A 23856-nucleotide genomic window follows, 5' to 3' on the forward strand; every position below is an offset into this window, starting at 1 on the left:
TGTTGAGCTTCTGTGGCGACTAGTCGGCGGGCGGCCTGCTGGATGGAAGGAAAAGCTAATTTCCCAGATGATCGACCACCGGTGCAGAGAGGAGTATTTTAAAAAAAACGGGGGGCGGCATCACGCTTTGCATGATGCGAGAGCGAACAGAACGGCATGTAGGTGAGGCAAGAGCAGGACGAGTTCTCGAGGACAAGATTTCCGATAGAGTGCGGTTGTTATCCCTTTCGTCCGGTTGTGACCTGATTGGTAGCTCTCGCGAGAGACCCCAAATTGCCACAGGTTTATTACCCTACGAAGTCTCTTCCGTCGTGCGACCAATACAAATCCGCGCACTTCACCGACAGCCGGCGCATGGTCAGCGATGCCGCCTATCGCTAAATAGGCGGCGTCCTCGTCCTACTCGATAGAGCGGAGCCCTAGCGCGTCGCTTTTTCATGCCAGGTTTCGTCGAGCGGGCGGAGTCAATAATCGGCACGCACCTTTGCTTACGGCCAACTCGACTATCCTCCAACTTCCATCAGCAACTCCGTGAGGACCTACTGTAGCGGAGGCGCTCGCGACGACTGCTACATCGCTGTCCTGCACGATGCCTAGATATTCCTGGTGTCGATGACCATGAAGGACGACGGAAGGCTCGCCTCGCTTTACTAGCATCTCAACCAACTCAATGGCGTTTTCGAACACGAGGAAAGCGGCCTTGAATCGCGTTGCGAGGCTGCTACTTTTCGGAACAGCGAGATGATGGTGCACGGCGACTGCAAAGCACTTGAACGTGTCTGAGGTAGCGGCCATCAACGTTTCGCAGCGAGAAATTGCATCGGATGGTGCTGCACCGATTGCATTAGTGGCGTTCACGGAAGCTGGCTTTACGCTATCGAGCAAAATCATGCCAACGTCGTGGGTTCCAGATTTGACCACCAGCGGGAACATGCCACTCCAAATCTCGGACATGGGGGTTTGGGGGCCCGGAGTACTGCTGATATGCGCATTAATAGACGCAAGGTGACTTCGTGAATAGTCTGCGAGGGTCACGACGCGATTTGTCCGCTGGTCGACTAGAAGCGCACGGTCTCCCATTAGTTCAGTCATGACACACATTGCGCGAATTTGACGCAAGCCGCGACCAAAATTACTGAACCGTTCCGCTTTCATTCTTGGCACACTGAGAAGCCAATTCAGCTTTCGCCGGAGTGGTCTTGTGTCAGCTTTAGCGCCCTGTTGAAGGTTGAGGTCGTGGTTGCCCGGAATCAAGATCAGGTTGCCATGGAGGCTCGACGGGCAAAGCGTCAAGAACCGCTCCCAGGCAGCCGCAGATCCGTCGTCCGTGATATCACCGGTCATGAGAACTGCATCGCAATCCGAGGCATCTCGCTCTATCGACGTCAATACTTTACGAACGACATCGTCGGATATCGGTTGTCCGGTTTCAATAAGGCCCGCTTCTTGGCTCGCGGTTACGTGTAGATCAGAAGCATGAACGACCCTGAATTTTGAATAATTATCATGGTCGAAGGCGGAGAATTTCTTGATTTCATCGCACTTTGGCTTCGCAAAGATCATTCTCCATTTGCGAGAGAAGCCGAAACGGAACAATAAGATAGAAAAGGTTGTGGCGACGAGTAACACAAGGGTAAACAGAAACATCTGCGGACTTGTGAAATGCGAAAGTGCAATGCCAGTATCGATGCTGCGCGGAATCTCAGGGGCGAGCGCAACCGCAAATCTAAAAGCTATAACAATGAATATGAGCGCAAAGAATGAGGCTAGCCAACCAATGAATTTTCTTGCATACCACATATGATCAGGAATTATTGCGTGACAGAGCGCATGCCCAACAACGAGTGCACGTCCAACAAAATCCTCAAGACGCTTTCCGAAATATCGGAGCATCTCGGGGATCCTGTTCCAATTAGATGATGTAATAATAAAAAGCAGCGAGGTGATGCCGATGATGAAAAAATCCAGCCACCTCATGGGCACATGTGGGCTTGCGGTCGTCGAGCCGAGTGCCGCGACTATGCTGAACACGTATAACGCCGCCGATGTGAGCCACAAGTAGATTGCGGTGCCGAAAAGAACCACTCCTATCAAGCGCTTGAACGCCGATGTGGTCTCTAGCTCGGTGGGGTTGGAAGTCTTTTGAAGTAGTAATATCCATTCGGAGTTCAAAATTACCTCGTTTGGTTGACAGCGGATTCTGCAGATCGTATCAAAGACGGGCGGGTTTGATACTGGCTAACAGCGATCGATGGCTCCTCGCAAGTAGCGAGCCAAGTCATACGTCGAGGGAACCTTCTTAAAGATAAGTTGTGGGCCAGTTGGGATGATCTGGAGCATGAGACCTCTTCGTTTGCGAGTACAGCTGATCCAATTAAGATAGCGTAATCAAAAGATCGAACGTCGTTGGGGAAGATGGGAAAGAAAGCGAAAGCCGTTACCGAAATCGACACAGTCCGCGCGTCACGTGCCGGTCACACGTTCCACGAGCGATGGACTGCTAGGCGCGCCTTGCAGTTGGTCTTTCCGAATGACGATCTGTTTGCGATCGCCGTGGAGGGGATTTCATCAACCGAGACCGTAGACCCGGGGGTGAAGGCCGAGGAGGTCGCCGACCTTGTTCTTTACTATGGCAGCGGGGACAATTTTCGGTCCTGCGATCGGCTCGAAACGATTCAATTCAAGTACAAAATTCGCGAAGAAGCTGTTACAGCTGCTTATCTTAAAAAGACAGTCGAGAAATTTTCTAGCTCGATCTTAGGGTACGAGGGTAACTCCGCGCCTGATGAGGTCGACAAGAAGATCTCATTCGTTTTCGTCACTAACGCGGAATTTACTGAAAGTCTTTGGGAAGCGATCAGGTCACTTGTAGAGGGAACAACGCCTTCCGATCGCGAGGCGGCCAATCAGGCCCAAAATCTCAAAAAGTGGTGTAAAGATAGCGGCCTGTCAGACTCAATGCGCCTCTTTTCGCGGACAGTATTTCAGGCTGGCGAGAAGCGCGTTGCCGGGCTGGATAATGCGTTGAAGCGGACGCTTACTGACTGGTCCGCTGGCGCTGATTCTGAGGCTAGAATCCGCCTCCATGAGCTCCAGGACCTTGTCTTGAAGAAGGCAAGCCCGAGCGGCCAAGGCAAGAATCTGATTCGGCGAGAAGATGTCCTGGATGCACTTGATTGTGAGCCGGAGGATCTTTTCCCCGCGGATACACGGTTTATCGACGTCGGTGCGGTCGTCGAGCGGGCTGAACTCTCAGTCGTTTCGGGTTTGATCGAGACTTCAGAGATACCCGTTGTTGTCCACGCCGATGGCGGGGTGGGTAAGACGGTGCTCATCCAAAGCCTTGCCGAAAAAATGGCGAGTGAGTTTGAGGTCGTTGTTTTTGATTGCTTTGGTGGTGGTTCATACCGCTCTGAGAATCACTCCCGTCATCTTCCCAGAATAGGGTTGGTTCAGATCGTCAACGAACTGGCATCGCGAACGTTATGTGACCCGATGCTACCGGGCGGCGATGATAATCGAAAAATCATGAAGGCGGCACGCAGGCGACTGGAACAAGCTGCGCTGGCAATTCGAACTCAATCAAAAAAGCAGGCGCTGCTTATTATTATCGATGCGGCCGACAATGCTCAGCTTGAGGCCGACTATCGTCATGAAGCTGCATTTCCTAGGCTTCTACTGTCTACCGTCGACGAAGATCCGATCGAGGGCGTAAAGCTGTTGTTCACAGCGCGCCCCCACCGAAAAGGGGCAGTTATCGGTTCCGCTAGGGTGAATGAGCTGGCGCTTGGGCCATTCACCGATTCAGAGGCGTGCGAATTCCTTAAAGAACGTAAGCCCAGTGCTTCTTACGCGGAGATCACCACAGCGTTAGCGCGCTCCGGCCGCAACGCACGCGTCCTCGACTACCTTGTTCAAACGTGGGACACAAATGTTATCGGAACAACTTCGGATCTCCCGATCTCCGTTCGGGAGATTATCGCCCAGCGTTGCACCAAGATTGTCTCGGATCTTCATATTGCAGGGTGGCCTGATTCGGAAATAACCGAGTTTTTTGTTGCACTGTCACTCCTTCCACCGCCGATCCCGCTGGAAGAGCTAGCGAACGCGCTTGGGTGGTCTGCTGCGCAGGTCAAGTCTGCGGCATCGGATTTGGCCCCAATGCTTGAGATCACGTCGCACGGTGCGATTTTCCGAGACGAGCCAACCGAAACATACGTTCGGGAGACTTACTCTGATCGGTCATTAGCTCAAAAAAGCATTGCTGACCGCCTTCTGTCATCGCAGGCAACGTCAACCTACGCCGCCGAGGCACTGCCGCACTTCCTAGTCGTGATCAAGGATAGCGACAGGGCATTCGCACTCGCTGATTCAACTAGTTTTCCAGCGTCAGTACAGTCGGATTTCGGTCGCCGCCGACTAGCGCTTGCGCGTCTTAGAGCAGCCTTTCGGTTAGCGGTCGCGGAGGATGACTTCGATAGGGCACTTGAACTCAGCATGCGACTGTCTCAGTCTGCCGCTGCAAACATGCGAGGAGATGAGTTTATTCGAAGCTCGCCCGCTCTTGCGATCGTACTTGGGGACGCCGACTCCTATCGCCGTCTTGCATCGGATCGTTCCGGGTGGCGTGGTGCAAGAAGTGCGCGGCTGACGGTCGCGCACCAATTTGCGGGCGATGCCGAAGAGGCGCAGATACAGTGCGAAAGTACCATTCGCTGGATTAACTGGAATGCCTCACAGCGGCGAGACGGATTCCGGCGGGACCAATCTGGTCCGGAGATGGAAGACTACGTAGCGGTGCTCTTCCAGCAATCGGTTCAAGGGCGGTTTGAATCAGTCAATCGCAATCTGGCTAGGCGGAATGAACGCTTTTCGCTGTCCGCTTGTTATGAGCTCCTGAGGTTGCTGGAATTGTTTGACCAAGCAAACGAGACAACCGTGCTGAAGGACTTGACTTCGTTCGCCGTCAGCAATAACTGCGACACGCGATCGCTGAGACTATGGATGCTCGCGCGTTGTCGATACGTCGATGGAAAGAACGCGAAAGTACTTGCGCAGAAGATCGCGAAGTTCCCTCCCGACGAAGACCGGACCAACGAGGGCTTCTCCACTGAGAACGAACAGGAGAGTGCAAATCCCACCGAGTTAGCGGCATTGGCTGCGCTCTTCTACGGTTCGCGAACCTCCGCTGCCGCGATTATCGGAAATGCGTCTCGTGCACGTCCGTCCGCTTACGACTATGGCGAGCGTTACGGTCTGTCCAGAGCTTGGCCTCCAATCCTCCGAGCCTGCATTCGTGCTTGGTCTGCTAAGAGGCCGGTCGCCTATCACGATCTCCTGCCCGACGGCGTGAAGGTTACCAAGCTGGCAAAGTCCATCACGACTGGAGCTGAGCTGGCGACGTTTTTGCAGAAGCTTCGCAAAACCTCATCTACTGGAAATTCCAAGAAGAGAGGTAAAAAGCAGCTCGAGGCGAGATTCGACGAGCGAGTCTGCAGGGACATTAGCCATGGTATCGACGTGGCGCGAGCATTAACCAAGCCAATCGAAGATGCGGTCCTCAATGGACGTTTCGTTTCGGTTTCCGACTTTTTGGACGTCTGGGAAAAACTTTTGCGTCGAGATGTGCACTGGCGAACAGATAGTGCCGCGGATTCGTTAGTCCGCACTTTAGGGCTGGGTTGTATGGGTGTTCTGCTGAACCATGCACGCGAAGTATCGGTCGCTCAAGCCGAGGTACTTATTGGCCTGATCTCTACAGGGCACTTCTTCGTCCCGCAGAAGATTGACGTATTGGGGCAGTTGGCCCGGCGACCTGCGCTCCATGAGCTCGCGGGAAAGTTCGCACGTCACGTCGCGGAGCAGATTCGCAGAGATGACGACGTCGGAGGACGTGGCGCCTCCTACATAAAGTTAGCAGAATCCCTGGTCCACATGAGTATCAATGAGGCCCGAGAGTACTATCGGGAGGGACTGGCCGAGTTAGACCAGATAGGTGGAGAAAGCTACGACCAAATCTACGCACTGCTTCATTTCTCATGTGCCCAGCAAGGTGGTTTTTTAAAGCCCGCGTTGGCGCAACGGCTAATGAACCTTTGCCAAACGTTGGTGCAATACGATGCCAGGAAGTTTGGATGGACGTTGTTCGCGCGAGCGGCTGCCACCTCCATTGGCCTCCCAGCAATAGCCAAGTTGGTGCGCTGGCATGATCAAGACGTCGCAGACCTGTCTTATGGATTGCCGCAGCTTGTATGTTTTCTTGCCAAGAATGGCAAGCTTGATCCACGCCGCGCGGCATTTGTTCTCACGATTTGTGAGGAACACGGATGGTGGGATTGGCGCACTGCCGACGGGGTTGCCGACTTGCTCGGGCTGACCGATGCCGGGAACCAACGGCGGATTTTTCTGGCGATCTTCGAGAAATGGCGTGGTGAGTACCCGTCCGGTGGTTGGCCCGCGCTTTGGGAGGGGCTCCTAGAAGCGAGCAATAAGTATCCAAGTGTAACCACCACTGAAGTGCGTGAAGAGATTGAGCGACTCTGTGCTGTTGCTCGGCGTAATCAGGAAGAGTCTCGTAGTCGAAGTAACTCGTCGTCGGACTTCCTGGCAAGCAAATCCTCAAAGCGAAGTGAGGCCGAGGTTGAGAGCGTCATCGCCGCATTGGCTTCCGCCTGCGATCCCACTTCGGAAAGTTCGATTGATGAACACCTAAGAACCATAGCCTCCGACGACAAGCTGAGCTACTCTGCTCGACAACAATTTATTAACAAGCTGCGTGTCACTTGCCCGTACTCAAAGCGGCTGCCCTTTTTATCCGCGATCTGTAGTGCGTCTGAGCTGAGTTTCGCTCAGTCATTAGAAATCCTCTCGGGTTGCTTCACTGCTTGGATTGATTCATCCAAGCATCTGGTCTCAGAGGCAAAGGTGTTGGTTGTGCGTCTGTTCGAGTGCAAGAGTCCGGAACTGTTCGAAGGACAGTTCTCCGACGTGACGCGCGATATCCGTCGACTGTCGGATCTCTGCAACGATCAGAGGTTTGTGCTGCAGCTCGTTCTCCGTAAGGTTGCTGCCGACGAGGTCGACCTCGATGGAAATGAGTGGCTCCAACTTGCTACTGCATTATGCGAAGTAGCTGATGCTAAAACGGGACTTTGTGCATTAGAGTCACTACTTTCCGGCCCGGCGGCTCGCATTGCTGATGAGATCGGAGAGGGCCCATTTCGGCAGCACCAGGAAATCTCGACGAGCGACTCAGCGTTTATCGTGGACGTCATATGGCATCTTCTTGGCGACGATGACGCCTACGTTCGTTGGACCGTTTCTAGGGGCTTGAAGACGCTGGTTGAGCTAGGACTCAACGAAGACCTATCTCTGTTAGTTGATCGGTTTGACCAAACTGAATCCCCGACCTTGGCTTCGACCGACAGGAAACTGTCGTTTCAGAATTCCCAGCAATGGTTGCTGATGGGATTGGCGCGAGTTGCTTTGCACCATGGAGAGACCATGGGCACACTTCGAAACAAGCTACGCGCTCTCGCACAGAGACCTGATCTGCACGTCATAAATAAAGTTCACCTTGCGAGGTGCCTGAGCCACATTGGAGGTGAAGAGCCTCACGATGAGGAGTTGGGGGCTCTGCTCCGTGAAATCAACCAACCTGCGTATGGCGTTGCCATCAGCGACGACTACCCAGGTGAGGTGACGCGGACATCGGATATCCGATTCGACTACGAGTTCACGAAAAACGAGATCGGTGGCCTCGCTCGCATATTCAACGTTTCCACAGGAACGATTGAAGACGCTATCGCGACAGAGATAAAGCGCAAATGGCCGAAGACCACTTCAATGAACGATTTCCCAGGCAGCAGGCGACACTGGCGAGACCAAGGAGAGCGATATGAGTCCTATCGAGAGCATATTCAGAGACATGCGCTGCTTAGCGTTGCTACCAACCTGTTAAGGACGATGCCAACGGTCGTTCGAAGCTACGAAGACCAAGATAACTCACCTTGGCTCGAGTGGCGCGATCGCTTTGACGTCACATTCGATGACGGTTCATGGCTGTCCGACCATAAGGATGCAGTTCCTCAACAGGCGAAGGAGTATCTACTAGGTCAGAGAGTCGCCAAACAGGAAACACTGCAAGATCAGGACGTGATACTGCGCAAATTAGGTTTTTGCGGGGCCAACACTGACGCACTGTTTCCGTTGTATGGGACTTGGTCGTCTCCTGACGGAGTAAGCGTACGGTTCACGTCTGCGCTGACAGCGCGAAAGGATGTCGCAGGTCGCTGCAGGGCCTTTGCGAAGCGAAAAGAACATGATTTTTGGTTACCGGAGTTCTGGGACGACGGGTATTACGATCGCCGCTATCGAAAAGACAATCCTTTTGCTCCATTTGTGTGGGCACCTGAAGCACACAGGCTTGGTATAGATGAGGGTGATGAGATGGCCGCCAAGGGGCCGGCAAGACGACCGCGTCTCGGTATTGACATCACGAAGAGCCTGTCGCTGCTGAATGAGCCGGGAAGTCCTGAATGGCGCGCAAGAGATGGACGCCTAGCTTTAAGGAGCCAAGTGTGGGGAAATTGGAAGCCTGACTCCAGCGATCACCGTTCCCGCTATCAAGATGATGGTGAAATGCTATGGGCCTCTCCGGGATGGCTGGACGCAACGCTGTCCGACCTCGACCGCAATCTCGTTTTTACGGTGAAGCTATGCAAGTACGGATCGTCGCGTGACTATGACCCATCAGAAGGCGTCAAATCCGTTTTCTTGGGGTTAAGAGCTGATGACGGCACGCTGGAGTTTTGGCCAGCAACCAATGCCTCAAAGCAAGACTAGACGTGTTGGGCAATTCATTGCTGCAAGCGAATTGTCTGAATTTCACGAAAGCGGCGACCATGAAGCTAGCGACAACTATGGAAAACTCGAAGAACCTCGTAGTTACCATCGACCACTTTCGACGAGCACTCGGTGACGTGAGCGACTTGCACTACGACGATGTGATGGAGATTCGTTACATGGATGTTGCGACCCGGCTATACCTGACTGCGGGCGTAGCGATAAGGTTTGCGTCAAAGCACGCCCGCTGCGGGTGGCAGGCTTGGACACTTCAGTCGCTCGTCGCAGACGGGGTGATCCAGGGCGAGGTCGGGCGAGATTTTACTCAGGCCGACCTGCGCCTTATGTCGACCCGTAGTGGGTCGATCAGGATCCGATACGCGAACAGCGCATTGCACGGGGATGCGTATCTTAATGGCGATCACTTGTTCGGGTGGTCAGATTGATCGATCGAGCCGCGAATTTCGGCGGGCCACGGGGGCTGGCGGAGCAATCTAACGATTTCGCGACACAAATCAGGCAAATCTTACTAATTCGGTCAAGCAGGCGAAAATATGTGACAGAATTCGTGAGTAACTGCCTGTTTCATAAGGGGGCGCAGTCTAGCGAATTTTCGGTCCCTGCACCTGTCGTAGGGCGCCAGAGTAAGTGCGACTGAAAAACGCCCGGCCTGTCCGGGCGTTTTTCTTTACTAATCGAGAGTGGGATCCGCATGGGAATACACATACGCACACTGACCATCATCGCGGCCAGTTTGATCCTCGCTGTACCAACGGCTATGGCGTTCGAGGTGTGGGGGTTCGCGAGCGGGGCGAGCAAAGCGCAGGTGCTGAACGAGGCACGGGCTCGCGGAGACATTCTTGACGAGAAGCCGACAGCAACGTTCATTCTTCGACGCGATCCTGACTCAGCGTCTATGACGACGTACGTTGCGACGTTTTGCGATGCGAGGTTGTATTCCGTCTCTAAGACACTGGAGTTGTCCGACAAGCGCTATGCCGACGAAAAGAATGCGCTGACAACACAGTTCGGCGATCCAACGGTGACCGCAAAGAATGAGTCCATCAAGAATCCTGCGGGGGACTGGGAATGGCGGACGACTTCCAATGTGTGGCTCGATGGTGACCACGAGATCAAGTTGGTCTTAACCGAGCCAACCGGTGAAACCATCAAGCGCGGACTAGTGCCTGGTCTTACCGTAGCGCACACCGATGGGTCCATTTGCAAGCGCGGCGAGAAGTCGAAAGAAGACTGAGCGAAGTTCGGCTAACAAATGATGTCCCGCCGATAAAAGAACCACCAAAGAAAACGCCCCACAAGCCGAAAACCTATGGGGCATTTTTCATTGCAGACGTCATTCAGACGCGAGGCAATCACCCCTCACCAAACGCATCGTCCTGCAGGAAATTAAGCGTGACCGCAGCGAACTCTCGTGGGGCTTCGATCATGACCCAGTGGCCTACATGAGGTACCACGAATCCCCACGAATTCTCTAGCAACTCCAGATACCCGTACGTTCTTGCCAGCACCGCCACCTTATCTTCCTTGCCGCCCACGACCAACGTCGGCGTTTTCACCGACGCGATCTGCTCGCGCTCGTACGTCAGCTTGTTACGGGTGATGTGCTGTATCGCCTGCCGGGCATCCTCGTTCTGCATGATTTCGTGACGGTACTGAACGATCTCCGGATCGACGACGTGTCGCGAGCCCACCATCGCACGCATGATCCGCTGCATGGCCTCCAGCGTGTAGTCGTAAGCCTGCAAATTCTTGATGTACGACGGATCGGGATTGGCGATGTTCAGCCCGGCACTCCCCATCAGCACCAGCTTCTTCACCCGCTCAGGGGACGTGATCGCAAGACCCAGCGCCGTCGCCCCACCCATCGAATTTCCGATCACCCGAACCGCGCCAAGACCCAGCGCTTCGATAAATCCACGCAAATGCAGATTGCGGTTTTCCTGTGTGTACGCATACGTTTCCGGCGACGGCTTATCCGTCCGGCCAAACCCCGGCATGTCGTACGCCAGCACGCGATAGCGCTTCGAATACGCGTCAAGGCAACCTCTCCAGTTGCCCCAGCAATCGGCCCCTGCACCACCGCCATGAATCAGGATCAGCGGATCGCCGTGGCCGATATCGAGATAGTGAGTTCGAATGCCGTCCACGTCGACAAAACGACTGGCAGCCTGAATGTCAGCAGGCAGTTTGGGATAGCTCATTAGCAAACCTTATTTCAAATGTTCGGATAGATTCAGTCGCCGATGTCGGCGAGACTCAGGACGCATCCATCTCCATGAGAACGCCCCCCATTCCGGTCCACCACGCTGTCATTTCCTCGTAGTAGACCAACTTCCCTGTGCACTCCCCGACGGCCCCGGCCATGAACGCCCACGTCGCCATTTCCAGCCCACCGTTTCCACCGTCTTTCATGATCGAATCGAACGACAACGCTGCGAGTTCTTTCCCTCGCCCCGAGACGACCTTCTCCATCAGACTCAAGTCCCAGAGTGCATTGACGCGTCCGGAATCCGGCAAGCAAATCCAATGCGAGAGTCCGCCGGTCGCCAGAATCGCAACGCGTTCCGCGTCAGGACGCGCCTGCTCGACAAATGCCCGTACCGTCTTACCGAGCGCATAACTACGCGCGCATGTCGGTGCCGGTGTCATGACTGTATTGATGTAGACGGGTACCACCGGGATGTCCAGATCACGATTGACGATGGCATTCGGCATCGCCAGCCCATGGTCGGGTCTCACGTTCTCGACGGCCGTCAGATCGAACGCATGCTTGGCCGCGAAGGCCACGAGTTCGGTGGAAAACTCGCGATGCCCGGGGAACGCTTCGCGGGGAACACCCAGATCCCCGTACGGCATCCATTCATCCGAGATGCCCACGGCAATGGGAATCTGAGCGTCCAGCGAGAAGTTCACGAGGTGATCGCTGGTGGCGATGAGCAGCACATCGGGCTTCGATGCGCGGATCGCTTCGCCGATCCGATCGATGCCGTCGAAGATACGTTGCGCCTGCGCTTCAACCCCTTCGGATACACCGAACGTATGGGACGTCGCGGCCGCACTAACAATCCGACCCATTGCCATGACCTCGCTTCTCAAGAAAAGGGGAAATCGACGCCGGTGCGAGTTTCAACAGGCCGCGTGCGCCGAGATACTTGAACTGCAAGTTGGGGTGCACCTCAAGATCGCGGAGGGCCTTGCGCGGATCAGCGTTCAGTTGCACACGCTGATCCTCCGGAACACCGAATGCTTCGTGTACCTGATCCGGAGCCTCGCGCAAGCGAGCCACCAGCTCGGGATTTCGCACGAGTTCACTGATCAACCGGTGCAACTCAACAGGAGGACGTCGTGGAGCGCTCATGCGTCCCTCACGTGCCGACACGCATCGGCGAGGTCATCTTGCGCAGCAGCGCCAGAACGCTCTGCGCCGTGATGCGTCCCGTCTTGGGGTTGTCGGTCGGAATGTTCTCAATCGACATCGACAACATGGCCGCGTCCGACTCCACCGTGATGGTGTGCATGTTTCGGGTGATGGTCGGATCGGCCCAGATTTCGAGCCTCGTCCGATCCGGTCCGATGCCCGCAAGCGAGAGCGCAACGACCACGTTCAAATTGGCAGGAAAGCCTTTGGCCGCTTCCCGTGCCGTACCGGAAAAGACCCGCGTCTTCTCTTCAATCGTGTCGATGACGATGCCCTGCGATTCGAGAAACGGTGCGCCGAGCAATCCCTTGACCGGCTTGCGCGTGACCATGTTCACCGATGTGATCCGACCTTCGGCGGCGGCCGTGACCGCATCCAGCCCGAGCAAAGCGCCCGTCGGGACGACAATCTGCCCGCCGTGTTCGCGCGCAATATCGATGAGCGTCTCGTTGTCGAGAAGCGCGCCACAGCTCAGCACGACGACTTGCTTGCCGAGCCTCAGTGCCGGTGTCGCGATCTCGGGTAAGAGATGCGCCGGTGCGCACTCGATCACGATGTCGCACATCTGCGCCATCTCTTCAAAGCTGGCAACGACAGGACGACTGTGCAACGAGGCCGCCCACTCTTTCGCAACGTCGACATTGCGCGCCGCGACTGCTACCAGTTCAATGCCAGGGATCCCTTCATCGAGTGCCTTCGCAATCGATTTCCCGACCGTGCCGAGCACCGCGATGCCGACTCGCTTCTTCTTTTCGTTTTGACTTGCTTGCATGGTTATCCGTCCGAATCTGCCCACTGATCACTGATCGAAGTCTCACGAGGCGGGTGCCGGATTACATTCGGCACCCACGCCTCAAATCGCGATGCTCACGACCACGTTGCAAACGCCATCGCACATCCCGTCCCCGCAGGACTCCGGTAGCACGGGATGTAATCGATCAGATCCATCTTCATGCCGTCGACAGCCCCCGCCAACGCTGACCAGCAGCGGAACTCGGAATTGCCGGACTGCAACTTTTCAAGCGGCAGTTCGGCGTGCACGTCTGGGCCGCCACCCGCCAGCTTGTCGAGGAAACGCCGGTCAAATGCCTCATCGACGACGAAGTGACTCAAGCCGCCCGTGGACATCACGACAACGCGGAGATCCTCCGGCCAGGACTCGATCTGACGACGGATCGACTGTCCGATCTGATACGCACGAAGCGGCGATACGTTGTTCGGCGGGTAGTAGGTATTGATACTGACGGGAATCGACGGGAACGCGCGGCCGGTCATCAGCTTGTAGTAGACGTAGCCGAAGGAATGGCTCATCGCCTGCTGGTCTTTGAAGTACTTCGACTGAGCGACGTCGAAGCCATCGTTCATCATGCCCTTGATCATTCGCTCGGCGTATTGCGAGGCCACCGGATAGTCCGCCGGTGCTTGCGGATACCACAGTTCCTGATCCAGATCGGGGTCGTACTTCCACTTCATGATGCCCGTCGGTCGATAGGGGATCGTCTCGCCCCAATACACCGACAACGCAGGCATGTTGTCGTCATGGAAGACTTCCTTGTGGTCGTCTCCAATGATGACAACGATGTCAGGGTTGACGTCATTCAGCGTCTTCGCAAGTTGGGCGACTGCCGCCTGATTCTGCGCGTGCCGTTGTTCGAGTTTGGCGGGCGTAATCTCGTCGAGGATCGCAGGGTCGGCCTTCTCCAGAAGCTCGCTATAGCTCACGCGTGCGCCGGTGTGGTCATGCAGCACAAAGAAGTTCTGATCGTCGGTTGCCGCGCGCGCCAGCCATGCAGACGGCTTCATCAAAAGGGTCGGACTATGCGAAGAACCGATGCCCATCACAATTTTTGCCATAGCGTTTTCTCTAGTATCGAATCCATTGAGTACTGTATACATTCGAATCCGTAATCGGCTGTGGAATGGACAAGTCCGTCGCCAGTGTCCGCACTGACATGCCGAAATACGCGTGACCCATCGAATAGGAGTTCCGATGGTAGGAGTACACAAAGCCCTCAACAAACGATTTTTTCTGCGCCGGGAATGTGTATTAAGTAATGCGTTACATGAAGTGACATACGTCGACGGTGTCCTTCAGGCATAACGAATCAGGTGGTACAAAATGAGCTATCGTCTCCCCCCCTTGCTGGCCCTTCGCGCTTTCGAAGCATCGACGCGACATCTGTCCTTCACTAAAGCCGGGGAGGAGTTGCATCTGACCCAGGGTGCCATCTCGCGACAAATCCGCTTGCTAGAGAGTTTCCTTGGACAGAAGCTGTTCGTCCGGCTCACGCGGAAAATTGAGATGACGCCAGCGGGGCTGGAGTACTTCCGATCGATTCAGCAGGCGCTCGACATTATTTCGGCCGCAACGCGCCGCACCATTCGCGATACCCACCGTGTCGTGACACTGGATGTCTTGCCGACGCTCGCGACTTGCTGGTTGATGCCGAGGCTTGCGCAGTTCACCGAGAGCCATCGGGATATCGAAGTGCGACTGATCTCGTCCATCGATCCGGTCAACCTGCATGGCGAGAAGGTCGATGTCGCGATACGCGTGGGTAAGGTGCCGGGGCAGCGATATGATCGGCGCGCGCCTCGTATCGATCTCGATATGACGGAGAACTGGAAGAAGGTGTACGTGGAGCCGCTGTTCGCGGACATCCTGGTGCCCGTCGTGTCGCGGCATCTGCTCGACGCGGTGGGACCGATCGATCAGCCTTCGGATCTTTTGCAGTACCGCCTGATCAACACGGCGAGCCGCCGACACGCGTGGCCCGACTGGCTCGCTTTACATGGCTTGAGAGTGCCCGACGACGACACCCCGCTCGACTTCGGGCATTTCTTCATCACCCTTCAGGCCGTGCGAGACAGCAAAGGCGTGGCGCTTGTGCCCAAGGTGGTGCTTGAGAATTATGAGTGGCGTGACGAGCTGGTCGTGCCCCTGCCCGTGGAAGTCCCGAGTGCAGGGGCCTACCATTTGCTGACCCGCGAAGGAGCACAGGAAGATGAAGCGATTCGTCAGTTGTGCGACTGGCTGATTGACGAAGCCAGTCGCCTGGGCGACGCGATGAATCAGACGACGGTTGTCGCTGCCGACGTGCCCGCCTGAAAATCGACGCCGTGATCGAGAATCGCGGCCGTCGAGCGAACTCGATACCATTCGGGACGATGTGCGACGTCGAGCACACCGGTCGTCTCCAACTGCGTCGCCAGCTTGAGCAGCGCCTTGCGGAAACCCACGATGGCGGCGTCTCCCGAACCCAGGTTCTCAAGCGAGCGGTCGACGATTGGCCCCATGCTCTCCTGGACGGCAGTGTCCTGCATGCCGATCCCTTCGATGCCCGTCGAGCTGTGCAATCGCTGGCGTAACCGGTCGATGCCGTAGTCGGTGTCGGCGCAGATCAGCGGGCGATATGAGCCGTCGTCCATGACCTCCGAGTGGACGGCCCCGTGATCCAATTCTTCCTGGCTCAGCGGGCGATCGCTGTTCCACGTCATCGTGAATACCCAGCAGTTGTCGTCGTCGATGGGCGTCCATGCATGCCCCATGTACGCACGGCCCTCCTTGATGGGGGCGATCATCGTGTAGAACGGCGCAAGAAACTGCGTGACGCGCCAGTAGTATGACGAGTCAGTGGCATTCCGACGCGCACCGATCGCCATGCCGTAATCGGTGGGACGAACAAAGAACTTCGGTGCCGTATCCGACGCGAGGTAGGGGATCGACAGATTGGGCGAGATCTGTCGCTGACGAAACGGCAACTCGGGATGTTCTGCGTCGAGATGACTGTGCAAGATCCCGACGTGACTGGAATCGATCCCGCCCTCCACACCCTGCGCATAGTTCGTACGTTGCAGACGCTTCGTGATGAAGCGGAACTCGGGTGGCACAAGACCCCATTCAAGCTCAGGCGGACGGTCGGGCATCTGCGCCGGATCCCCCATATACGCCCAGATCACGCCACCCCATTCGATCACCGGATAGCTTTTGATCCGCGTGTCGGTTTTCATGCGCGTGTTTTCCGGCTCGGCAGGCATGTCGACGACCGCGCCCGATACGTCGAACTTCCACCCGTGATACACGCAACGCAGACCACATTCCTCGTTGCGCCCGAAGAACAGATCGACGCGACGATGCGGGCAATAGCGGTCGAGCAAACCGATCTTGCCGTTGGTGTCGCGGAATGCAATCAGATCCTCACCCAGCAGACGAACACGAATGGGCGGGCAATCCGGTCCCGGTAGTTCCTCCGGCATCAGGAACGGCATCCACATGTTCCTGAATGTCTTTCCCATCGGCGTGGCGGGCCCCACGCGACACAGTCTCTCGTTATCTTCTTTGCTGAACATGCGTATCCCCTCCTAAATTGAACCGACGCTGCCTGACGCGACCTTCGGATCGAGCGTCAGTCGATCAAGCCAAATATCTCGTCGCCCTCCACCACCACGCGGTAAGTCTTGAGCGGCGTCGTGCACGGTTTTTCCACGGCAGCGCCCGAGCAAATGTCGAAGGCGCCGCCGTGAAGCGGACAATAGATGGTGGTGCCCTGAAGGTCGCCGCCCGACAGCGCGACCATGCCGTGTGTGCAGAGGTCTTCCGTCACGTAGAACTTCCCGTCGACCTGATACACGGCGAGTCCGTCATCCACTTCTTTCGGACAGACCTGAATGACGCTTTCGCCCGGCACATCCGACTTGCGACACAAGAAAACTTTCTTTTCCATTAGCCTTACCCGTTCCGTTCAATATCCGTACAACACGTCCACCCTGCCGGTGGGCACCTTACCAAGCTCAACCTCGTAGATCTTCTGCGCGACCTGCTCGACGCTCTGTTCCATTCGCGTGAGCGCCGAAATATGCGGGGTGATACTGATTCTTCGATCCCCCCAAAACGGGTGGTCTTTCGGTAGCGGCTCATGTGTGAACACATCAAGCGACGCGCCCGAAATCTGCCCCTGCTCAATCGCGTCGAGCAGGTCGTCGTCCACCAGATGATCGCCACGCGCGAGATTCACGACATGCGCGCCTCGGGCAAGCTTTGAGAACGTGTCTGCGTTCAGAATGCCGTTCGTCTGTGGCGTATTGGGAAGCAGATTGATCAGCACCGACACGCCATCCAGAAACGACGACAAGTGCTCGCGACCGCTGAAACACGCCACACCCTCCATCGACTTCGGTGACCTGCTGTAGCCCCGAACGTCGAAGCCGAACAACGCAAGGTGACGCGCAACCGCCGCACCAAGACTGCCCAGACCGAGCACACCGACCTTGAAATCGCGAGCGACGGGAAGCTCGAGTGGCTCCCAGACCTCGTCGCGTTGCTGGCGCTCGTAGCTATCGAAGCGTCGAAAGTGCCGAAGCGCGGCGTACGTCGCATACTCGACCATCTGCGACGCCATGCCAGCGTCTTCGATTCGATAGATGGGGATGTCGTCGCGCGCCAGTTCGGGATGGTTCGCCAGCAGCGCCAGAATCCAATCGGCACCCGCGCCCATATTGAAGATCGCCTTGAGTCCCGCTCGATGTCGCAAGACTTCTGGTGACGGCTTCCATACGAGCGCATAGTCGGCCTGCCCGACGTCGCCGACTGCCCACTCACGTATGTCTGCATCGGGCAACGCCTGTCGAAGAGCGGAGAGCCACGGCTTGGGGTCTTTGCCCGCCATTGAAAACAGGATCCTCATCGCTGTCCTCACTGTGTGGCAGACGGCCACTTGGCCAGATCGACGGCGGTATCCCGTAAGACGGCAACGGGCACGCGAGCCGAAGCGCGAACGAGCGCTTTGCCCACGCGCATTTCCCTTGGGGCATTCACCGAACTGACACCGGCCACGACGTCGTCCTGCATATGAAAGACGGAAAACGAACCCGTCGTCGGATCGCCGCGCACAACGTTGCGCTCGCCAATCGGATTCCCGAAGGACTGCAAGCTGAAGTCGTACTGATCGGACCAATACCCGCTGATCTCGTCATAGTCCGGCGCACCGCACACCATCGCACGACCCACATGCTCGCCGTGGGCAACTGCGTGGTGCCAGTTCTCCTGCCGCTCCGCGCGACCGGACCGGGCGTTGTAATGAAACGCCACCTCGCCCGCCGCATAGATATGTTCGTCGGACGTTCTGCCCTGCCCGTCGACACAAATGCCAGCGTCGCAAACCTCAAGTCCGGCCGCCTGCGCAAGCGCGATGTTCGGGACGACACCGATACCGACGACTACCGCATCGGCCTCCAGATAGCCGCCGTCCGAAAGCGCGAGACGGTAGCCCAGAGGCCTGTCGATGACGTCCTGAATCGTGATACCGGTGCGAATGTCGACGCCGCGTCGCGTGTGTTCACCGACGACGAACTCGCAAACCTCGGCACACGTCGCGCGCGCCATGGGGCGACTACCGGCTTCGAGCACCGTCACGTCGATCCCCATGCCGTTGGCGACCGATGCCACCTCAAGACCGATGACGCCTGCGCCGACGACGGCGAGCTTGTGTGCGCGCGCCAGGGTGTCGCGCAACGCTATCGCGTCCGAGATCTGCCGAAGGTAAAACACGCTCTTCATGGTCGGCGCGAGCAGCGGCAAGGTGCGCAGCGATGAGCCGGTGGCCAGCACGAGCGTGCCGTAGGCGAGCTTCGCGCCGTCGGCAAACGTCACCGTTCGGGCATGACGGTCGATGTGTTGCGCGGCGTGTCCGAGACGCAGATCGATGTTGTGTGCATCGTAGAAGGCGTTGTCTCGCAATGAAATGCGCGCCGACTCGTCTGCGTCCTGCAACACTTTTTTGGATAACGGAGGTCGGTCGTAAGGGGATTCGGGTTCGTCGCCGCAAATGACGATGCGTCCGTCGAACCCGGCTTTTCTCGCGCTCTCTGCGGCATAAACCGCCGCAATGCCCGCACCGACGATCACCAGCGGCTCGTTACACTGTGTCTGCTTCATGACGGATCTCTCGCTGTGGCGCACGGCGCTCACAGATGCTCCGGCTTTTGAATGCCACGCGCATGGCGGTGGCACAGCTCTCGCCACTTGATGATGGGGAAGTCGCCTTCGATCAGCATTTCGTCGAGCCAGGCCGAGTCCCGTTTGTAGAACTTCTGCAGGGCAAGACGGGCCTGAACATCCTGCGCATTGAAGTTCTCGAAACCGATCGGCTTCCAGCGATTCCAGAACTCGTGGTTGAAGTCAGCGCTCTCCTGCGCCGTCGCGACACGTTTTCCGACCAGCATCACGTAGAGATGGCTCGACTCCGTCACCGGGACGTAGAACTCGAACTGGGTGATGTCCTGATCGGGGAAATCGTCGACGCGCAGTCCGCAAGGCATCCACAGCGAGGCGGCCGTCGTACGTGTGGGCTTATCCGATACGCGTTTCGTACCGGCGACAACCACCTCACCATCCACCTTCCCTTCCCAGATGCTGGTGTGGTTGGCGAACGCGTCGTAGACACCCTTCGGCATGCCTTGCGCTTCATGCACTTCGACTTCCCCGGACTTCGCAAGGTGTCCGATCGGCAGCGAACGCTTGGTGTCGGGGACGAGTTCGGACGCGCGATGGATATAGACGTGCAGACCGTCGAATCCGTTTTCGCATCCGACGCGCCAGTTCGACTCCACTTCGTAGATCGCGCAGTGCAGTTCGAGGTCGTCGTCGAGGAACGTGGGCGGCACGTCCTCGGCAAGCGACGGCGTCTCGAATCCCTCGTCGCCGACGAAAACGAACACCAGCCCCTTGGCTTCCTGAACCGGGTAGCTCTTGACGTGGCGTCGACCGATGGCTTTGCTGTCCGGCGACGCAAGAATGTCGCAGAGCCTGCCGTCGTCCCACTTGTAGGTGAACCCGTGGTACCAGCAGGTGATCGTGTCGGTGGTATAGCACTCGATCTTCTCCGAGAACTTGACGCCACGGTGCACACAGCGGTCGCGAATTGCTTTGACTTCGCCGTCGACCCGCTTCAACAGAATCTCTTCTCCACACACCTTGGCCTGAGTGACCTTGCCTTCAAGGACATCGCGGGACAGCTTCACCGGATACCAGTGGTTGCGGAACCCCAGCTTGGCCGCCAGGTAGTTGCGCCAACGCGGCACCTTATCCAGCAAGCTGTCGTCTACAAAATGGGCCTGTTCACTCATGGTGTGTGTCTCCGGGGTATGTTCTATGTGTACTGTATGCAATGAATTACGACGGATCGTCGCAATCTGCGTTCGTTTCTCGACGTACCTGGCATCGTAGTGCTGCCGTTTTTGGGCAACAAACGATTTATCGACGCCTCATACATGAGCGGACCGAATGCGTGGCGAAAGGCGCTTTTGCACGCGGAAGGAACCGTTCTTTCGCGCTATTTCGTCGTAGAATCCCTCTTAAATAACCTCTCCGAAAGCGCCATGGGCACTACCCGAAAAGTCGTACAACGAGATCGACTCCGCGATCAGATTTACCAGCTGCTGCGAGAGGATCTGTACGAGGGGACTTTCCCGGCGGGTTCACGACTTGTCGAAGTGGAGCTGGCCGAGCGCTACGGCGTCTCTCGGACACCGGTGCGCGAGGCGCTGTTTCAGTTGGCGCGCGAGGGGCTGGTCGTGCGCACGGATCGTGGCTATTCGCTCATGACCGATACGCCGCGTGACTTTCTGCAGCGCATGGAAGTCCGGTTACTGCTCGACCCGCCGCTGGCAGAGCACGCGGCCCGATACGGTTCCGACGAACAGATCGATACGCTGACGCAAGCCTACGAAAAGATGAAAAAGGCGGCCGAGACGTCGAAGTTCACGCCGTTTGTCGCGGCGGCGCACCAGTTCCGCACAACGCTGCTCGAAATGAGCCATAACACGGCGCTCACGCGGGTATGCGCGGTGCTCGAAGACCAGTTCTTGCTGGTTCGCAACGAGCACTACAAGGACGCAGCGAACCGGGCCATTTCCGTGCATCGCGATGGGCTGCTGCTGGAGGCGATCTGCGCGCGCGACGTCAAAGGTGCTGGCCGCGCCGCGAAGGAATATGTCGAGATGCTGATAGAGACGCACGCCGAGGCAGCGGAACGCCCGGCTCGACGCAAAAGGGCAAAGGCGGCTGCCTGAGCGCTCAACCGGGGAAGGTGCCGGATTCCCGACACCAATCCACGAGTCGGGCGATGTAGTTTCGCGCGCTGGACGCCGCCGTTTCGGCACAGCGCGCACGTAAGCTCGTCATTAGCCCCTCGAGATAGTCCGCCGTGATCGATCGGCCTTTTTCCCCGCGCAACAGCAAAGGTCGCGCGGCAAGGAAATCGTCTTCCGCTGCTACACAGCAGCGCGCGAGAACTGGGTTCGAACACGCGGTGGCAAGATCCTTCTGTAGTCGATGGAGGCTGCTGGCCAGTGCGAACGGGGACGCGTCGGAACCCAGCGCCGTCATGGCGTCCCGTGCCAATTGGCAAAGCTGCTCGATCTGCACAGGAGACGCTGTCTCGACAACGTAGACGGTCATGACCGGGTCGAGTAAGTGCTTGACGTCCAGGCGCGCCAGAACGCCCGACATCGGCATCTCGCGAAGACCGTAGCCCCGCTCAAGCGGTTCTAGGAGGCCTTCACGGGCCAACTGGAAGAGCGCTTCCCGAACGGGTGTCCGAGAGACACCGAACCTCGCCGCAAGGTGTGTTTCGGTTAGACGTTGACCGGGTTGGAGTTTTCCCCGTTCCACCAGATCGCGAATCGCGTCGTATATCCGGTCACGTAAGCGCTGCCGGGCGTCCGGCAGTGGTCCACTTGCTATCGTCACTGTCGGCCTCATCACCGGCTATCGACTCCGCTCAGGCGCGTCGCGAGATTGACCTTCGGTGCTGAACACCGCCCCCCGGCAGGTCAGACGAAGATCAACCCCGCAGACGCTCTTTTCTACTGCAACGCTTCCTTGTGCAGCCACGCCCCGACGCGGGCATTGAACGCATCGGGCACCTCGAAGTAAGCGGAATGCCCGGCACCCTGCAACGTGATCAGCTCAGCCTGCGGAAAATACTCGCAGACGTCCGACACGATGTTTGCAGGAAACAGAACATCTTCGTCGCCCACCACAAATCCGATACGCGCGCCGGACGCGACGATCTGCTGCGGCGAGTACGACGTCTGAACTCCGCCTAGCGTCTTCACCGTGTACGTGTTGAAGCCCGCGATCTGCAGATACAACTCAGTCATGGCGGGTGATTTCGACAAATGCGACTTGCCTAACACCCGTTCTGCCTGCGACAAGCCGCTTGCGGCTCGCTGCACTTCGCTCATCTGCGAGGCGATGGGCTCTGGCAATTGGATGCCGACCAGCGAGTCGACGATCAAAAGAGACGACACACGCTCCGGAAAGCGGCAGGTAAAGTCGATAGCGGTTCCGGCTCCCATGGATTGCGCAACGAAGGCGATACGTTGCAGATCGAGTTCGTCCAGAACGGCAACCAGGTCGTTGGTGAATTCGCCACGTCCCGCGACTTCTGCGTCCGTCGATTTACCGAAGCCTCTCGCATCGATCAGAATCACGGTGAATTCCGATCTCCACGCCGCCACCTGATGGAACCAACTGGCGTGGTTTCCCCCGACACCGTGCAGCAGAACAACGGGCGGACCATTGCCGTGAACTTCGTAATACAGCCAGCTATCGTGATGATTCAAATATGGCAAACCAATCTCCAAATTTACAAGCCAGGCCCCGGTGGCCGAACTAGGTGCGCGAGCTGAATCGGACCGACACGTCGCCCAGGCCATCGATCGAGGCGCAATACGCCGCACCGCTTTGCACGTTGACCATCGGTCCGAGCGCGCCACTTAGCACCAGCTCTCCGGCGCGCACGGGGCGACCGACTTCGATCAACTTCTTTGCCAGCCAGAGCGTTGCCGACAGCGGGTTTCCCAGACAGGCTGCACCGCTGCCGACGGAGACCTCTCTTTCGTTCTCGCACATGCGCATCTGGCAATCGACTAACTCGACAGCGGCAGTGAAAGGTATTTTCCGACCGATGACATAGCGCCCCGACGAGGCGTTGTCGGCGATCGTTTCGACGATGCCGATCTTCCACGCTTCGATGCGGCTATCGACGATCTCCAGCGCTGGCGCAACCCATTCGATGCGGCTGGCGAGTTCCACGAGATCGAGTCCCGGGTCATCGAGGTCGGAGGAGAATCCAAACGCGATCTCTGCCTCGATCTTTGGTTGCAGCAGACCTGCCATGCTGACGACGCCAGCATCTTCGATGGCCATGTCGTCGAAGAGAACGCCGTAGTCGGGCTGATCGACGCCAAGCTGCTTCTGGACAACCATCGATGTCAGACCAATCTTCCGTCCCGTGATGCGCCGCCCCTCGATCTCCAGCGCGTGGTGGGTATTGCGGTCCTGAATGCGATAAGCGGCATCGACATTGCCCGCCACATAAGAGGCAAACGGGGCAATCGGACCGTCCTTATAGGCGGCGCGCAATGCCGACGCGATGCGCGCCTCAAGCTCAACTTCGTTCATCCAGCCTCCGGAATGCAATGCGATCTACCGATCTTATCGACCGATAAAGGCGCAGCAATAGATGCAAGTAGTTTTGTGCACTGTATGCAAAGTGTCAAACTTCCAT

At 57.1% G+C, this 23856-nt stretch carries 18 protein-coding genes and 1 pseudogene; 4 read left to right on the top strand and 15 right to left on the bottom strand.

Going from position 1 to position 23856, the window contains the following annotated elements:
* Window positions 1-435: 435 nt before the first annotated feature.
* Window positions 436-2172 carry a metallophosphoesterase family protein gene (locus tag ACIQWO_RS09910; protein WP_402822629.1) on the bottom strand — a complete coding sequence of 579 codons (1737 nt, stop codon included), beginning with the start codon at window positions 2170-2172 and terminating at the stop codon, window positions 436-438.
* A gap of 243 nt (window positions 2173-2415) precedes the next feature.
* Here ACIQWO_RS09910 and ACIQWO_RS09915 point away from each other — a divergent pair, with 243 nt between their 5' ends.
* Together ACIQWO_RS09915 and ACIQWO_RS09920 are read left to right on the top strand one after the other, a co-directional pair.
* Window positions 2416-8844: an NACHT domain-containing protein gene (locus ACIQWO_RS09915; RefSeq protein WP_402822632.1), complete on the top strand. Its 6429-nt coding sequence runs from the start codon at window positions 2416-2418 to the stop codon at window positions 8842-8844.
* Window positions 8845-9556: 712 nt separating this feature from the next.
* Entirely contained in the window at window positions 9557-10099 is a 543-nt protein-coding gene (locus ACIQWO_RS09920) for a hypothetical protein (RefSeq protein WP_402822635.1), read from the top strand.
* A gap of 118 nt (window positions 10100-10217) precedes the next feature.
* On the opposite strand, the gene ACIQWO_RS09925 is transcribed toward ACIQWO_RS09920, so the two are convergent.
* The 5 genes from ACIQWO_RS09925 to ACIQWO_RS09945 form a co-directional block, all read right to left on the bottom strand.
* The gene (locus ACIQWO_RS09925) at window positions 10218-11066 is read right to left on the bottom strand and encodes an alpha/beta fold hydrolase (RefSeq protein WP_402822638.1); all 849 of its coding nucleotides are present in this window, start codon (window positions 11064-11066) and stop codon (window positions 10218-10220) included.
* Between the two features lie 55 nt (window positions 11067-11121).
* Entirely contained in the window at window positions 11122-11940 is an 819-nt protein-coding gene (locus ACIQWO_RS09930) for a hypothetical protein (RefSeq protein WP_402822641.1), read from the bottom strand.
* The gene (locus ACIQWO_RS09935; RefSeq protein ID WP_402822644.1) at window positions 11924-12223 is read right to left on the bottom strand and encodes a hypothetical protein; all 300 of its coding nucleotides are present in this window, start codon (window positions 12221-12223) and stop codon (window positions 11924-11926) included. Before ACIQWO_RS09935 ends, ACIQWO_RS09930 begins: the two co-directional genes overlap by 17 nt.
* A 7-nt stretch (window positions 12224-12230) precedes the next feature.
* Window positions 12231-13055, bottom strand: a complete 825-nt coding sequence (locus tag ACIQWO_RS09940) for an aspartate dehydrogenase (protein ID WP_402822647.1) — start codon at window positions 13053-13055, stop codon at window positions 12231-12233.
* Between the two features lie 95 nt (window positions 13056-13150).
* Entirely contained in the window at window positions 13151-14086 is a 936-nt protein-coding gene (locus tag ACIQWO_RS09945) for a hypothetical protein (protein WP_402822650.1), read from the bottom strand.
* A gap of 316 nt (window positions 14087-14402) precedes the next feature.
* On the opposite strand from ACIQWO_RS09945, the gene ACIQWO_RS09950 reads away from it, so the two are divergent.
* A complete protein-coding gene (locus ACIQWO_RS09950; RefSeq protein WP_402822653.1) occupies window positions 14403-15392 on the top strand; it encodes a LysR substrate-binding domain-containing protein in 990 nt (329 codons plus the stop codon).
* Here ACIQWO_RS09950 and ACIQWO_RS09955 read toward each other — a convergent pair.
* The 5 genes from ACIQWO_RS09955 to ACIQWO_RS09975 are packed head-to-tail and all read right to left on the bottom strand — an operon-like array spanning window position 15356 to window position 20407.
* Window positions 15356-16633, bottom strand: a complete 1278-nt coding sequence (locus tag ACIQWO_RS09955) for a Rieske 2Fe-2S domain-containing protein (protein WP_402822656.1) — start codon at window positions 16631-16633, stop codon at window positions 15356-15358. The genes ACIQWO_RS09950 and ACIQWO_RS09955 overlap by 37 nt on opposite strands.
* 56 nt (window positions 16634-16689) lie before the next feature.
* Window positions 16690-17007, bottom strand: a complete 318-nt coding sequence (locus tag ACIQWO_RS09960) for a non-heme iron oxygenase ferredoxin subunit (RefSeq protein WP_402822659.1) — start codon at window positions 17005-17007, stop codon at window positions 16690-16692.
* Between the two features lie 18 nt (window positions 17008-17025).
* Window positions 17026-17967: a 2-hydroxyacid dehydrogenase gene (locus tag ACIQWO_RS09965; protein WP_402822662.1), complete on the bottom strand. Its 942-nt coding sequence runs from the start codon at window positions 17965-17967 to the stop codon at window positions 17026-17028.
* An 8-nt stretch (window positions 17968-17975) separates the two neighbouring features.
* Window positions 17976-19217 (bottom strand): NAD(P)/FAD-dependent oxidoreductase, encoded by a 1242-nt coding sequence (locus ACIQWO_RS09970; RefSeq protein WP_402822665.1) that lies wholly within the window; start codon window positions 19215-19217, stop codon window positions 17976-17978.
* Window positions 19218-19246: 29 nt separating this feature from the next.
* Window positions 19247-20407, bottom strand: coding sequence for a Rieske 2Fe-2S domain-containing protein (locus ACIQWO_RS09975; RefSeq protein WP_402822668.1), 1161 nt, complete (start codon window positions 20405-20407; stop codon window positions 19247-19249).
* Between the two features lie 144 nt (window positions 20408-20551).
* Here ACIQWO_RS09975 and ACIQWO_RS09980 point away from each other — a divergent pair, with 144 nt between their 5' ends.
* A complete protein-coding gene (locus ACIQWO_RS09980; RefSeq protein WP_402822671.1) occupies window positions 20552-21352 on the top strand; it encodes a GntR family transcriptional regulator in 801 nt (266 codons plus the stop codon).
* A 4-nt stretch (window positions 21353-21356) separates the two neighbouring features.
* Here ACIQWO_RS09980 and ACIQWO_RS09985 read toward each other — a convergent pair whose 3' ends face one another.
* The 4 genes and pseudogenes from ACIQWO_RS09985 to ACIQWO_RS10000 form a co-directional block, all read right to left on the bottom strand.
* Entirely contained in the window at window positions 21357-21791 is a 435-nt protein-coding gene (locus ACIQWO_RS09985; RefSeq protein WP_402823901.1) for an FCD domain-containing protein, read from the bottom strand.
* 48 nt (window positions 21792-21839) lie between these two features.
* Window positions 21840-22043: pseudogene (locus tag ACIQWO_RS09990) on the bottom strand (GntR family transcriptional regulator); the annotation flags it as partial.
* A 104-nt stretch (window positions 22044-22147) separates the two neighbouring features.
* Complete coding sequence (locus ACIQWO_RS09995) at window positions 22148-22918, bottom strand: alpha/beta fold hydrolase (protein ID WP_402822674.1); 771 nt, start codon at window positions 22916-22918, stop codon at window positions 22148-22150.
* A 40-nt stretch (window positions 22919-22958) separates the two neighbouring features.
* Entirely contained in the window at window positions 22959-23750 is a 792-nt protein-coding gene (locus tag ACIQWO_RS10000; RefSeq protein WP_402822677.1) for a 2-keto-4-pentenoate hydratase, read from the bottom strand.
* Window positions 23751-23856 lie beyond the last annotated feature (106 nt).

The sequence above is a fragment of the Pandoraea sp. NPDC090278 genome (assembly GCF_044772185.1).
Lineage (GTDB): Bacteria > Pseudomonadota > Gammaproteobacteria > Burkholderiales > Burkholderiaceae > Pandoraea.